General features: G+C 43.1%; 11 protein-coding genes. 6 read left to right on the forward strand and 5 right to left on the reverse strand.

Annotation, left to right across the window (positions count from 1 at the left end):
• Positions 1 to 9: 9 nt before the first annotated feature.
• The 5 genes from PP181_RS05895 to PP181_RS05915 all read left to right on the forward strand — a co-directional run bounded on the left by PP181_RS05895 (position 10) and on the right by PP181_RS05915 (position 3,691).
• Positions 10 to 720: an ion transporter gene (locus PP181_RS05895; protein WP_272636342.1), complete on the forward strand. Its 711-nt coding sequence runs from the start codon at positions 10 to 12 to the stop codon at positions 718 to 720.
• A 31-nt stretch (positions 721 to 751) separates the two neighbouring features.
• Positions 752 to 1,279: a DUF4136 domain-containing protein gene (locus PP181_RS05900; RefSeq protein WP_272636343.1), complete on the forward strand. Its 528-nt coding sequence runs from the start codon at positions 752 to 754 to the stop codon at positions 1,277 to 1,279.
• Between the two features lie 244 nt (positions 1,280 to 1,523).
• Positions 1,524 to 1,724, forward strand: a complete 201-nt coding sequence (locus PP181_RS05905; RefSeq protein WP_138259085.1) for a hypothetical protein — start codon at positions 1,524 to 1,526, stop codon at positions 1,722 to 1,724.
• A gap of 165 nt (positions 1,725 to 1,889) precedes the next feature.
• Positions 1,890 to 2,960 carry a sensor histidine kinase gene (locus PP181_RS05910; RefSeq protein ID WP_272636344.1) on the forward strand — a complete coding sequence of 357 codons (1,071 nt, stop codon included), beginning with the start codon at positions 1,890 to 1,892 and terminating at the stop codon, positions 2,958 to 2,960.
• A complete protein-coding gene (locus tag PP181_RS05915; protein WP_272636345.1) occupies positions 2,957 to 3,691 on the forward strand; it encodes a LytR/AlgR family response regulator transcription factor in 735 nt (244 codons plus the stop codon). The genes PP181_RS05910 and PP181_RS05915 overlap by 4 nt, the downstream gene beginning before the upstream one ends.
• Here PP181_RS05915 and PP181_RS05920 read toward each other — a convergent pair.
• The 5 genes from PP181_RS05920 to PP181_RS05940 all read right to left on the reverse strand — a co-directional run bounded on the left by PP181_RS05920 (position 3,688) and on the right by PP181_RS05940 (position 13,116).
• Positions 3,688 to 4,704 carry a transglutaminase domain-containing protein gene (locus PP181_RS05920; RefSeq protein WP_272636346.1) on the reverse strand — a complete coding sequence of 339 codons (1,017 nt, stop codon included), beginning with the start codon at positions 4,702 to 4,704 and terminating at the stop codon, positions 3,688 to 3,690. The two genes, PP181_RS05915 and PP181_RS05920, sit on opposite strands and share 4 nt — an antisense overlap.
• Positions 4,704 to 5,429: a carboxypeptidase-like regulatory domain-containing protein gene (locus PP181_RS05925; RefSeq protein ID WP_272636347.1), complete on the reverse strand. Its 726-nt coding sequence runs from the start codon at positions 5,427 to 5,429 to the stop codon at positions 4,704 to 4,706. Before PP181_RS05925 ends, PP181_RS05920 begins: the two co-directional genes overlap by 1 nt.
• Before the next feature lie 101 nt (positions 5,430 to 5,530).
• Entirely contained in the window at positions 5,531 to 11,647 is a 6,117-nt protein-coding gene (locus tag PP181_RS05930; RefSeq protein ID WP_272636348.1) for an alpha-2-macroglobulin family protein, read from the reverse strand.
• Positions 11,648 to 11,856: 209 nt separating this feature from the next.
• On the reverse strand, positions 11,857 to 12,642 hold the full coding sequence (locus PP181_RS05935; RefSeq protein WP_272636349.1) for an SDR family oxidoreductase: 786 nt from the start codon (positions 12,640 to 12,642) through the stop codon (positions 11,857 to 11,859).
• Between the two features lie 156 nt (positions 12,643 to 12,798).
• Positions 12,799 to 13,116 (reverse strand): cupin domain-containing protein, encoded by a 318-nt coding sequence (locus PP181_RS05940; protein ID WP_272636350.1) that lies wholly within the window; start codon positions 13,114 to 13,116, stop codon positions 12,799 to 12,801.
• A gap of 99 nt (positions 13,117 to 13,215) precedes the next feature.
• On the opposite strand from PP181_RS05940, the gene PP181_RS05945 reads away from it, so the two are divergent.
• Complete coding sequence (locus tag PP181_RS05945; RefSeq protein WP_272636352.1) at positions 13,216 to 14,577, forward strand: UDP-N-acetylmuramate--L-alanine ligase; 1,362 nt, start codon at positions 13,216 to 13,218, stop codon at positions 14,575 to 14,577.
• The last annotated feature ends 47 nt before the right edge of the window (positions 14,578 to 14,624 follow it).

Here is a 14,624-nt window from a genome sequence, read left to right on the forward strand (position 1 = left end):
TTATTATTGATGAAGCGGTATTTAAAAAATATTGTTGAGTTAAATGATAATCCCAAGAGCAGATTCTTTGCCTACTTTATCCAGATTTTAATTTTTGTATCCATTATTTCTTTTTCTTTTGAGACGGTACCTGATTTGGAACCACAAACCCGTATTCTTCTCCGTGGCATAGAGGTATTTTGTGTCACTGTCTTTACCCTGGAGTATTTGTTACGCATATACGTTGCCGATAAAAAGACCAAATTTATATTTAGTTTTTACGGTGTCATTGACTTTTTAGCAATTCTCCCTTTTTACCTTGCATTGGGCATCGATTTGCGATCTTTGAGGGCCTTGCGGTTTCTTCGCTTGTTCAGGATGCTCAAATTGATGCGCTACAATAGGGCGATTAAACACTTTACAAGGGCCATAGTCATGGTCAAGGAAGAGATTTTGCTATTTCTTTTTGTCACCCTTATTCTGATTTACTTTTCCGCTGTTGGTATCTACTATTTTGAGAACAAGGCTCAACCAGAGCATTTTTCATCGGTCTTTGATAGTCTTTGGTGGGCAATAATTACATTAACTACGGTTGGCTACGGCGATGTATATCCAATAACTGTGGGCGGTAGGATCTTTACCTTTTTTATTTTGATGATCGGTTTGGGTATTGTAGCAATTCCAACAGGAATAATTTCATCGGCGCTCACAAAAAGTGTGGACAGGAAAGAGGAGGACTGAATTTTTACTATCTTAAAGTAAAATATTCAGGATGAAATATATAACAACACTGCTGCTTGCTTTACTGCTGGTTTCCTGTGGAACGATAAAGGTTCACTACGATTATGAGCGGGAAACAGATTTCTCAGGCTACAACACCTATAATTATTTTGCGGATATGCAGACCGGAATTCCGGAACTGGACGAAAAGCGTTTTTTTAAGGCCATGGATATTACACTCCAGACCAAGGGCCTCAAGTTTTCCGAAGAACCCGATATCCTTATTGATGTAAAAAGTATCATCTATGAAGCCCGATCAAGAAATACTGTAGGCGTTGGACTTGGTGGCGGTAACGCTGGTCTTGGTGGCGGTGTCTCTCTCGGGATTCCCGTGGGCGGACCCAATCTTACCCGGGAGATTGAAATTAACTTTATAGATGCTCGTAAGGATGCCATGGTATGGCAAGCCATAGGTACGCAACCTTATAAGGAAGGTGCCCCACCGGACGTAAAAGAGGAAAAGATGCAAGAATTGATTTCAAAAATATTTGACAAGTATCCCCCAAAAACAAAAAATTAAAGGCTTTCAAAAGACTTTTTTAAATACCCCGCTTTTCTTCGCCAAGCCCTAGTTTATAGGGTTTTTGAGCTATGGTAGCGGCATTATTAAGCACTTAATTTATTGTTTATCAGTATATTACATTTTAGTTAGATAAAACTTCCGTTCGGTGACGACTTTCTACCGTTCGTCATAAACCTTTTAGTTTCTCCCCCAAGGACCTGTAGTTTTACGTCGTAGTATTAATCAATTAAAAAACAGCATTATGAAAACTATTGACAAAACAAAAGCAACAGTATTGGTAATTGGGGTTCTTACCGTAATGGTATCCCTGATAGGAGCCTTGAAAGATTTAAACCTTATGAATTACTTTTTCCCATTGTATGCGGGATTGACCTTAGTGGGCGTATCCCTCTTGAACAAGGAAAACATAGTGGAAATTCCAAATAAGGAAGCCAACGTGTAAGGAAAGAAAAATAATCATGAACCGAATCCATTAATCGAAAAAACAAATAGCATGATTGCAATTGTAAAATTTATTATGGTATTGGTAATTCAAATCTTATTTTAGTTTCAGCCTACTTGGCTGAAACTATTTTTGTTCCCCCTTTAGTTACCTTTTAATACCCTTATGGCTTCCTTTATCAAAAAACACAGATGGGCAATTTCATTTTGGTTGGTCCAGTTCCTTTCTTGGGGCGGGTTGGTCTTTATTGCCTATGCCTTTACCCCGGATACCGATGGTTACAAAGCCACCAACCTTTTCAAATACGGTCTTTTGTCTACCTTTTTGATAGGTGTCTTTTCCACAAGTTTATTGCGATATTATCTAAATAGCATCATCAATTTTGATGCTTTTGGAACAGGGCAGATTATAAAAATATTAGTTGGAATTTCGCTGGTGTCCCTAATTTATTTTGGGCTTTCGTACGGCACGGGCTACTATATGGGTAAATACGGGGAAGAAAATGTTAAGGTACCGGAAATGTACAAGGATTTTGGAATCGGTTTGTTGATGATCAATTCCTTTATCACCATTTTTGGTTGGACTATTTTTTATTTATCGGTAAAAATTGCGGCAAAATTGAATGCAAACAGGGTGGAGCGTGCCGAGCTAAATGCGACCTTGAGACAGGCACAGTTGAATACCTTAAAAGGACAGATAAACCCGCATTTTATGTTCAATAGCCTGAACAATATTCGCGGACTTATGTTGGAGGATGTAGAAAAATCAAGGGATATGCTCACCAAGCTTTCGGAGATGCTTCGGTACTCCCTTACCAAGAACAATGTCAATGCCATTAATTTAGCGGAAGAGCTGGAAATGGTGGAGAACTATATTGCACTTTCCAAAATCCAGTTCGAGGATCGTATGGAATTCATAAAGGAAGTGCAGGAAAGGACTTTGGAGCAAAAGATACCTCCAATGATCATTCAATTGTTGGTGGAGAACGCGGTAAAACATGGGATTTCCAACCTTAAGTCCGGAGGTACCATAAAACTGCTAACCAGTTTGGAGGAAGGGAATTTGATTATCAAAGTTGCGAATACCGGAACATTACAAATAGCCGAGGGTTCCACGCAGCTAGGTCTTCAGAACATCAAGCAACGAATACGTCTCCTCTATGGGGATCAGGCCAATTTCTCCATTGAGGAAATACATGGCGAAGTTGTTGCCACCATAAAAATACCCTTGTCATGAGCCAAATTAAAGCAGTCATCGTAGAGGATTCAAGGCTCGCCCGAAACGAGTTGAAAGAACTCATTAAGGGCTATCCACAAATTGAGGTTATCGGCGAGGCCGAAAATGTAGATGATGGTTTCGCCCTCATCAACGAAGAACATCCCGATCTCCTTTTTTTGGATATCAATATGCCGGAAAAGGACGGATTTGAACTGTTGGAGATGCTGGATGAGGTTCCAATTACCATCTTCACGACCGCTTTTGATGAATATGCCATAAAATCCTTCGAATACAACGCTTTGGACTATTTGTTAAAACCTATAAATGAAAAGCGTTTTGCGCAGGCCATAGAAAAGGTGGAGGAAAAACTCAGCAAAAATACCGAAGCTACCACAAAGGAAAATACGGAACGATTGACGGGTAACAGTCAAATTTTCATCAAGGACGGGGAAAAATGCTGGCTTATAAAGGTGGGCGATATTTCCCATTTTGAAATCGTGGGCAACTATACCCGGGTGTTTTTTCAGGATGAAAAACCCATGCTGTACAAGTCCTTGAACCAAGTAGAGGAAAAGCTTCCAGAGAAGTATTTTTTCAGGGCCAATCGGCAGCAGATTATCAATACCAATTTCATTACAAATGTGGTGCCCTGGTTCAATGGAAAACTAAAACTGACCATGGCCAATGGAGAGGAAATTGAAGTTTCACGAAGACAATCCTACCTTTTCAAGGACAAAATGAGCCTTTAATTTCTACGGACCTTTACAACGTACGTGGCTATTTTGTCACCATTAAATACAATATGGGTGTCATATAACCCGGTGCGATTAAAGGTGTAATCCATTTGAATTTTTCCAGGTCCTAAAAAGATGATCTTTGGCTGAACTTCCACATCCTTACCGCCATTATTGAGGGCAAGCCTAAATTTTTTTACGTCCAAACCCTCAGGTATTTTAAGTTCAAAAGAAGTACTTACATCCCGTAAAACCTCCTGGTGCATTTTTTCTGGTAAGATTGGTGCAATACCAAATCTAAAAGACGCTTTGTAAATCACAGCTGCTACTATGAAATCGGTCAGGGTTGGTAACTCTTCAAGTAGCGACAATTCCGATTCCAACGGGTAGTGGTTCTTTGCGAATAATTCGGGATTCGGTAGGAAGTAGACATCATCATAATCGGCTTCAAATCGAGGTCCATCGGCATCGAGCATGATCCTTCCTGCAGCCCATGTGGCATCGCACAAATACCATTGATCGTCCAGCTGTACCGTATTCCAGGAATGGTTGGGCGGGTCGTTTTCACTTAAAAGCAAGGTGGGTGTCCGGCCATATCCGTTCACAATCTTACTTTGGAATCCGGCCAGGTTAGCCATTTCCTTGATGAGGTAGGCGTACCCAGTACAAGCTGTCCTCTTTTCTGAAACTAATTTTTCAAATACCTTGGGAGTAAAGCTTTGGTTCCATTCCAAAAAACCTGCCCTGTCCTTTTGTATCCTCTTCCTTTTTTTCCGGGTTTTCAGATAGGACTGGTAATCGTTCTCAATGTTGGTGCAGACCCATGTGAAAATAGCCCTGAATTTTTCTACGTCCTTGGTTAGGTCCTTGGTCAGCTTGTAAGTCAAAACCGGTAGATTCCTCAGGCTATGTCCTTTATATGAAAAAGAGATGCTATCGGCCTTGGAAAAGTCGGATTCATTTAAATTGACAAACTGTCCAAGACCGATAGCATGGTAAAAAAGCAGCAATAGGAATACCAATCGCATTACTTAAAGAGTGCGATGAATTTTTGGAAAATGTTTCTCTTGGATTTGTAAGCGCCACCTACCACTACATCGCCCATGAGCTCGATATCTGTAGCATCGAAAACGATGGTGATATCGATGGTATCGTTTTGAGCGGGCACTACTTTATACTCTTTGGTGTCGTACCCAATATAGCTAAAGACCAAAACGTCGTTGACTTCCAGTTTTTGCGGAAACTCGAACTTCCCGTCATAATCGGTCGTAGTGCCAATGGAAGTTCCTTTGAGTATCACATTAACGCCCGGCAATGGCAAATTGGTCTCGTCCAAAACGGTTCCCCGTACGGTATAGCTTTCGGCCACAAACTTTTCATTGCCTACTTTTTGGGAAATAACCATTTCCATTATTGGAGAGGCTTCGGCAACTTCTTGGGATTGGACAGGAGCGGTCGCACAAAGTGCCAACAATGAGAAACTGGCAATGCCCAGACTTTTTTGAAAGATATTCGTGTTCATGATGCCAACGGATTCAAATTCATAGTTCTTGAGTTGGGAGGTTCTGAAGCGGCCACAGGTGCTGCCATTGTTCTTTTTAAAATGCTGTACGACTTCCAAATCCGATAGTTCGGTAAAATCGATGACTTCCTTTTGACAGCTGTTGCAATAACCTCCTTGCTTGGTCTTTTTAAAATTAGCAAAATTTTCTGAACAAGGTTCTAGAACGGAAAGCCTAAATGAATTTTTCATAATAAGGTAGTTTTAAGGATTGACCCTAAACTACTTTCATTCTTGCGCTTTAAAAACTACGGTTTAGGCAAATAGACCTTTGAATGAGGGAAACGGTGGTATCAGTCGACCTGAACCCGAATACCCTCACTATGACTGGTAAATTCTGGGGCGTACATGCTTTGTATGGTGGTGATTCCATTACTGAAATTCCCTGTATTGTTGACCCTAAGGTCGTATTCAAAAACATACACACCTTTTGGCATGAAGTCAAAGAAAAAGTTCGTACTGGCATCTTTGGTGCTTTCGTAATACCCAAGTCCGTCCTGCCATTTGTATCTGGATAGCACATTTACCGGCTCAAAACCTGCGGCCCGCATATCCTTTAGGTGGATGAACTCCATATCCCGGTCCGATTTCAGCTCGATCCGTACCCGAACCAGATCGCCCACATTCAGTTGGGTACCTTCCTTGATTTCGGTAAGGAGTTCCCCATGGTTCGTATTCTTTTTCAGGAAGAGTTTTTTCTTTACTTCCAAGGCCTTGCCGGCCTCTTTTCCTGCTGGGGTGATGTGGTCTAAATCCTCAAAATACTGCCAGTAAAGCGCGCCCCAAGCAATTCCTTCCCCTTTCTTTTGAATACGGATTGTAGCCATTTCAGGGCTTATTTCCTGGGAATTCCAGGAGGTTTTAAAATACCCGGTACCAGCTTCTATCTTGACGTTCTCTAGTTTTTTTGGGTTAATTTCTATGGGGCCTACTTTTACATCAATGGCATCGTTGACGGACAGCCAATCGCTCCCTTGTAATAAAAGTGCATAGACCGCATTGCTCGTGGCCTTTGTCGTCTCCCATTGATTGGTCTGTTTATTTTTCAATAGCCAGACTTTTAGCTCGTCAATGGTCTTGGTATCGTTCCCAATTTCCGAAAAGGCTTCAATTAATAGGGAATGCGTTTCAATGGGTGCCCCATGCCAATACCAAGAAGGCGTGTTTTCTTTCCAGTACATACCCAATTCTTTGGATTGTACACTGTTTTCCTCCAAGGCACGGAGGATTTTCTGGGCCAATGCTTTATCTCCGGCCCGATACAATGTCAACGCAATCAAACCTTTGGAGTACAAATTTCTATCGGTCCAGTAGGTACGGGCCTGTCCCAAATAGTATTCCATAATGTCCTGCACTTTTTTGGAGGTTTTTATGTCCTTAAAAAAGCTGCGCATGTACAGGAAATGTAGTTGGTTGGGACTCAAATGGTCCTTGGAAAGATCTTTCGAATACTTTTTCATACGCTCATATTCAGCAACAAATTCGGCATCCAAATAGGAAATTGCGGATTCCAGCATTGACCTTACACTTGCATTTGAACTTGCATTTGAATTTGAGTTTGTACTTGAACTTGTATTTGAATTTGAGTTTGCACTTGAATTTGAATTTGAATTTGAACCTGTGAGTTTCTCCAAATGCCCAAAACCGATGACGATATGTTGGGTGATGAACCTATTTTCTTGTCCCCCGTTGAACCAGGGCCATCCACCCGATGGCAATTGGGACTCTTCAAGCTTCCGAAGGGCCATTTCCCGTTCGTTTCTCATTTTGTTGAGGTTGAACAAAAGTCCGATACGTTTCTTCTGCTCGGTTTCGGACTGCGCATCCCTCAACCACGGTGTTTCCTGGATCAAAAGGGACTTGAGATCCTGATTTTTCTCCAAGTTGCTCAAAAGGGCATCTGAGCTGGCCCATTGGTCGAACACCTGTTTGATTCGCGGATTGGCATTGGCGATATGGCTCGCCAAGGTATTCGCATAGTATTTGGAAAAAGTCTGTTCGTTACATTCGTAGGGATATTCCATAAGGTAGGGCAGGGCCTGTACGGCATACCAAGCGGGGTTGGAAGTTATTTCCAAAGTCAATTTCTGGTGCTCGAGCGTTTTTGAGGAAACATTTTTCAGCTTCTCCAAAACAAAGGTTCTGTTCTCATTGCTTCGAACCCACATGGGCATGGTTTCCGTAACCAACATGCGGTTAGTAAGCACAGGTAAGGCACCTTGCTCGCCATCACTATATGTACCCGACTTTGCAACGATTTTGTATTGTACCCCTTGAGTGCCTTTGGGTATGGTCAAGGTCCAGGAAATTTGCACGTTACCCTTGGCCCCCACACGAAAGGGCTTTTGTTTTTCTATATTTCCAAGTACCGCATCTATGGGTTTTCCGGTAAGAACATCGGTGAGTTCCAATTGACCCATCCCTTCCAGAGAATTTTCGGATAGGTTGGCGATTTTTGTGCTAAGGGTAATCGTATCTCCCTCGCGTAGGAATCGTGGGGGATTGGGCAGCACCATTAAGTCCTTTTGGGTGACAGTGGATAGGGTTTTGGTCGCCGATTTTAAATCCTTCGTGTAGGCCAATAATTGGAGGTTCCAGCGGGTCAAGGCCTCGGGCGTGGTAAAATTAAAGGAGACATTCCCCTCGTCATCCGTGGTCAATTGCGGAAAGAAAAGGGCCGTTTCTTGAAGGTTTTCGCGGATTATGACATCGTCAAAGTCCAGCTCTCCGTTGTTTTCCTCACTAGGTTTTGAGTTTTCCCCGATACTACCTGTCATAACGACACTTTCCTCAAGTGCTTCCCTCTCAAAACTCACATCGGCATCCATAGCATCGCTCATGGCCATCGGGGCCTCCGATTTTCGTCTAACATTTGTACCAGCCAGTCGGCCTTGAAGATCAAAACTCAACCCAAACCAATCCAATTTGTCGAATTGTAAATCCGGATATTCCTTATAAAGCCTGTCTGGATTGAAATAATCCCTAAAATTTTCGGTGCCAAAGCTCAGATAGGCATTTACATTCGAACGCGAATAGTACGTTGGTCTGTACAAGGGATTGAAATACCAATTATGTGAAACGAACTGATCTAAAGAGGCATCGTACATGCTGGCCAACAATTCCGCCGTAACCTTTTCGCCTTTGGGCCCTTTTATTTTAAAGCTCCAGGTTTCATCGGTTCCTGGGGCGATTTTATCCCGAAATGTACCGGTCTCTATTTGCAGCTCCGTGTCCGGGTAGGGCACGGATACGGGAACGGTTCCCGAATGGAAGGAATTGTAGGCCGTAAAACTGTAGCCCACGGAAAAACCTCCCAAATCTTCTTCCGTTACCGGAACGTTGATGGATTCACAATCTTTTTTCACGGTTAGAATATCTGTCTTAATGCGCTCACCGTCCTTTTCCACCCAATAGGTAATGTTTACATCCTTTGCGTTGCTGTAAAAGGTGATTTCTGCCATGTCCCCAGGGGCATACTGTTTTTTGTCAGTCGCTACATGGAACAGTTGATTGTCAGGAAGCGACTTTTCCTTGGGGTCTATAACACTTGTACTAGTTTTAGCGGTCACCTGCTGACCGAAAGCATCGGTACTTTCCACTTCAATCAAGTAACTACCGGTTTCCCATTTTTTAAGATTCGGAAGTTCGATGGATTCACTTTTTCCGGTATCAAATTCGGTTTCAAAGACCAAGGTGCCCTTCTCCCAAGATTCGACCGAATGTTCCTGCCCATAAGCTTCATGGGGAAAAAGTTTCTTAAAATCAGATTTACTCCAATATTGATAATCCGGCGCTTCCCATGGTCTTGGCCTGAGCACATGTTCGGGGGCCTGTAATTTGTACATTTTCAGCAATCCCTTGGCGGATACTTTTTGTCCGTTGAGGTTGTTGGTAGTGACGGTGATCGTATTTTCGGCATTTGCCTTGTTCAGTGACTCGTTTATAAGAATATTGGCCGTCATGGCGTGATAGCCTACGTTGACCGTGGTGTTTGCCGTTCTCGTTTCGCCGTTGACATCGGTTACATCGGCAGTAATCACATAGGAAAATACGAGAAGGTTTTCTTTGGATGCCTTGAGATCAGGCAGGGCCTTAAAATCGATACTGAAATTTCCTTCATTGTCCGTTTGTAGCTCCCCATGGGCTATTTCCTGACTTTCTCCCCAATAACTAGGGCCGCGTCGCCACGAAAACCAAATGGGGTAATTGACGCTTCGCGTTACCCGATAACTGACCTTTGCATCGGTGATGTTGCTGCCTGCAAAGGATTTGGCATTCCCTTTTACGGTGACGGAATCGTTTACTTTGCTTACCTCGGTGATGGGTTCGAAACCGACCTCAAATTTGGGTCTTTTGTATTCTTCGACCGAAAAGTAACTGTATTCCTGTACCAGGCCTGTAGGTCCGGTGACGGATACATAATACTGTCCGGTAAGTCCCGTATTTGGTATGATGAAACTGCCTTGAAAGGAGCCGAATTCATTCGTCTGCACTTCCAATTCCGATGCCTTTTGGCCATTGGCGTCGAATAGTTCAACCCTTACCTTTTCCTCGGTTACCAGGGTAGATTTATGTTCGTTTTGCTTAATCAGCACCCCTTTGAAATAGAGCGGTTGGCCCGGTCTATAGATGCTTCGGTCCTTGAACAAAAAGCTTTTAAGGACCACATCCGGTCCGTTGTTTTGCCTATATTTTTGGCGGATGTAGGTGTTTCCGAATTGGGCTTGGTCGTCCTTGTACCCAACCTTTATATTTTCGACGGACAAACTTTTGCCGCCCAACGGGATACGAACAAATCCGTTTTTATCGGTAGTATAATTTTTGCTGTTGGACAAAATCAGGTTGCCGCGGTGGTATAGGGTCACTTTGGCACCGGGTTTGGCGGCACCGTTGTTTCGGTCCACCACTTGAAAAAGATGCTCTTTATCCGTAGTGGTCTGCAGCAATGCCAAATTGGTAACCTGAACCTCGCTGTAGGCAAAACTGTTGACCTCGTCCTCTTTGGGAAGGGCCAAAATCAAATACTGGCCATTTGGAAGTTCCGGCATGGGAATTTCGATACTGTGAAGTTGATAATCGCCCTCATTTATCAAGTTGACGGACCATTCCTTGGACGGTTTTAGTTTTTGAATGAATTCCAGTTTTTCGGATTCAGGATACAGGTTGTTGAGGTCTTCCCACTGTTTGGCCGAAATGGGATAGGCACGCAAATCCAAGGACGCTCTATTTTTGTAATTGACCAAAAGCTTGGCGGGCTTCGCAATGGGAATGTATTTCTCCGTTTCCAGCTGCAGGGAAGGCGCCAGGATCTGAGATTTGAGATACGCACATTGTTGTGCTCCCCTCGAATCCGGGTATTGGCTGAGGACCTGATCACAAAGGCCGATGGCCTCTTTTAACTTCCATCTGTTTTGGGGTGCATCCGGCGTAAAGGTATCGCCTTGGTTTTTGTACAATTTGGCCAATTCATAGTTGTATAGTCCAGATGTCTCATGGTGCCGAATATTTTCTGCACTTTCTAGGAGTACTTTCTCAAGAACGTCATCCTTATCCGGGAAAACTGCATTGGCATGGATAAAATTTAACCGTTCAATATCCACCAAGGTCAGGGCTTCTAACGTGGCGTCCGAAAAGTGAAAGGAAACCAGTTCCTGATACAGTTGAAGGGCCTTTGACTGCAAGGAAGTGGCATCCTGAGTGGGGATATCCAATTGTGTGAAAGAATAGGCATCACATAGATATTCGGTTGTATCGATCTCGAACTTATCGGCAGGTCTGGTTATACTGTTTTCATCGGATTTGTAAAAATTAAGCGCATCATGGGCCAAGAGGTCGTATAATGTTGGTCTATATACTTCCGAACCTTTTTCGGTCTTGATCAATTCCTTATAATCCTTAAGGTCAGTTTTTTGGAGCGCTTTTGAATCCGACAAAGCGTTTTGAAAGTGCACATCGATTTCCTTGAACAGGGTGTTTAGGTCCCACGTCCTAAAATCGACCGAATTGACCTTGGTTTCGGTGGCAGTTCTATTGTAGAATTGATAGCGATATTGCTGAAAATACTGCCAGTACAAATTGGCGAGATAGCTTTCCAAGATATTTTTTGTGGGAAAGGATGCCTTTTTAATTTCGGTTTTAAACTTGTTTATAACGGAAAGCTGGGCATCTTCTTCCAGAATCAATAGGTACTTGGAAGTAAACAACAAGGCCTTTATTCGTTGGACTTCGTTTCCATCACCCTCCGCTTTTTGATAGACTTTTTGGACCAAATCATAGGCACTACGGGTAAGTTGGTCCTTTTCAAGTTTCAGTACCTGGTTCCAGAGTTCATTATAGGACATATTGGCTTCTTGACCGTTCATTAGTTGTGAGAACATAAGTATACTTAGGATTATAGAAATCTTTTTCATGCGTTTAGGATTGGGTCAAAGACTTGATTTTTAAACATTTCCTTTTGTATAGGTATATAACTTGCCAAAACAAATCCCTCGATGAGGGTTTCATCATGCTAAATTTACACAACAAAAGTGTGCCAAACCGATTGGGCTATCAATGAAAAATGAGCGAACAGACCTTTTGGGTTAGCCTGTGATCGATTTATTCACTTTAACCGATACTACTATAGCGATTTTAGGAGTCCGCCGTCAATGGGGATGTTCGTTCCGGTGATGAATGCGGCCTTGTCCGAAGCTAGAAAGGTAGCCAAATAGCCGTATTCCTTTGGGTCGCCAATACGATGAAGGGGAACTTTCTGTTCCATTTCCGTGCGCACCTGACTTTCTGGAACGCCCATTTGTTCCGCTTTTTTGGCGTTGAGCTGGGCGATACGGTCCGTATCAAAATAACCCGTAAGTACGTTGTTGACGGTAATTTGGTACTTACCGACATCCGAGGCCAGGGACTTGGCCCAAGTGACCACCGCCGCGCGAATAGAGTTGGACAATGCCAAATAGGACAACGGTTCCTTCACTGAAACGGACGCCACATTGATGATCCGTCCCCAATTATTTTCAATCATCCCTTTCAGTGCCAATTCCGTGGTGAGAACGACGGTTTTGAAGAGCAGGTCAAAGGCTTCCTGGTAATCCGGCACCTTCTTTTCCATGGCACCACCGGCTGGAGGACCTTGGGTATTGTTTACGAGGATATCCACGGAATTCGTACTAAAATAATCTGTGATTATTTTTTGGAACGATTGAAAATCGGAGAAATCCACTTTCAAATATTGATGTACCTGACCATGTTCGGTGGGTAATTGGGCGACTATATTTTTTAGTTTCTCCTCGCTTCGGGACATCAGGGTCACACTGGCCCCGCTTTCTGCCAATTGTATGGCGATAGCCTTCCCAATTCCGCCGCTACTTCCGCCAACCAGGGCCTTTTTTCCTATGAGGGATATTTTCATTCTTAGTTAATAGTTATAAGTTAAAAGTCTATAGTTATAAGGAAAATCAATTTGAACATTACGTCCTACATTCTATATCAGTAAATTATATCATTTTTGAACTTGATATTTGAATTTGAATTTAGTTCCCCCTTTGGGGGCAAGGGGGCAAGGGGCTTATCGATATTCCTCCCTGACCGGACAAAATACGTCCATAAGCTTACAAGTTGTTAATGCCTTTCCGCTGTGTTTTTTATGTGGTGCTATAATTACGATATCGCCCGGTTGGTAAATCCTGGTGATGCCATCCAAGGTAAACTCAAAAGTGCCCTCCAGCACGTGCATTACCTGTTCGTGCATGTGCGAATGTTCCGGGACTTCGGCGTTTTTATCGACCGTCCAATAGGCGATACTCATGGTTTCCGCGTGCACCAATTTCCCGTGATATCCGGGCATGATTTCTTTTGATGCGATGGTTTCCAGGTTCAAGTCCATTTTTTTGATTTTAGTCCTAAGGTAAAAAGAATATTACAGGCCTTAAAATGGTTTGCGCTGCTACCGTCAATCTGTATCTTTACCCCATAATTTAGGATCATGCGAATACATTTTATTGCCATAGGTGGCAGTGCCATGCACAACCTGGCCTTGGCCTTGGCACACAAAGGTTACCAAATTACCGGAAGCGACGACGTTATTTTTGAACCGTCAAAATCCAGATTGGAAGCCAAGGATTTATTACCGGAACAGTTTGGATGGTTTCCTGAAAAAATCCAAAAGGAATTGGACGCTGTGGTACTTGGAATGCATGCCAAGGCCGACAATCCGGAATTGCTAAGGGCCCAGGAGCTTGGACTGACCATTTATTCCTATCCTGAATTTCTATATGAGCAATCCAAAAACAAAACCAGGGTTGTAATAGGCGGTAGCCACGGCAAAACGACCATTACGTCAATGATCTTGCATGTACTAAACTACCATCAGATACCCGTGGATTATATGGTAGGAGCCCAATTGGAAGGTTTTGACAGAATGGTGCATTTGACGGAGGAGAACGATTTCATTGTGTTGGAAGGGGACGAATATTTATCCTCCCCAATAGATAGGAGGCCAAAATTCCATTTGTATCGACCGAATATCGCCCTGTTGAGCGGTATCGCATGGGACCACATCAACGTGTTCCCTACGTTTGAAAACTACGTAGATCAGTTTCGGATATTTGTGGATAGTATCGTTGAAGGTGGAAGTATTACTTTTAATGAAGAGGACTCGGTCGTCAAGGAAATTGTGGAAACTTCTGAAAACCAAATTAGGAAACTGCCTTACAGTACACCCGATTATGAGGTGTTGAATGGGGAAACTTTGTTGTCAACGCCTGAAGGGCCTATGCCCATTGCGGTATTTGGCAAACACAACCTAAGCAATTTGGCCGGTGCCAAATGGATCTGTCAGAACATGGGCGTGGACGAGGCCGATTTTTATGAAGCGATAGGGTCTTTTAAAGGTGCTTCCAAGCGATTGGAGAAAATAGCCGAGGGCAAGAATTGCATTGCTTTCAAGGATTTTGCCCATGCGCCCAGTAAGGTCATGGCCACCACCACGGCAGTTAAGGAACAATATCCAGATCGAAATCTGGTGGCCTGTTTGGAACTGCATACGTACAGTAGCTTTAACCCCGAGTTTTTAAAGGAATACAAAGGAGCCATGGATGCAGCGGACGAGGCCGTCATTTTCTTTTTGCCGGAATCCGTGGCCATTAAAAAGTTGAAGGAAGTAACCCCGGAACAGATTATGGAGGCTTTTGCTCGCAAGGACCTGAAAGTGTTTACGGATGCGGAATCTTTTCATGCGTTCATCCAACATATGGATTATTCCAATACGACACTTTTATTGATGAGTTCAGGTAATTACGGCGGATTGGATTTGGGCGAACTGACCCGATCCATTGAAAATGTTTAGATGAGCCTTTCTTTCCGGGAAGAATCATGTTCAATAGTAAAGAGCAT

It is taken from the genome of Maribacter sp. PR66 (assembly GCF_028464205.1).
GTDB classification, from domain to species: domain Bacteria; phylum Bacteroidota; class Bacteroidia; order Flavobacteriales; family Flavobacteriaceae; genus Maribacter; species Maribacter flavus.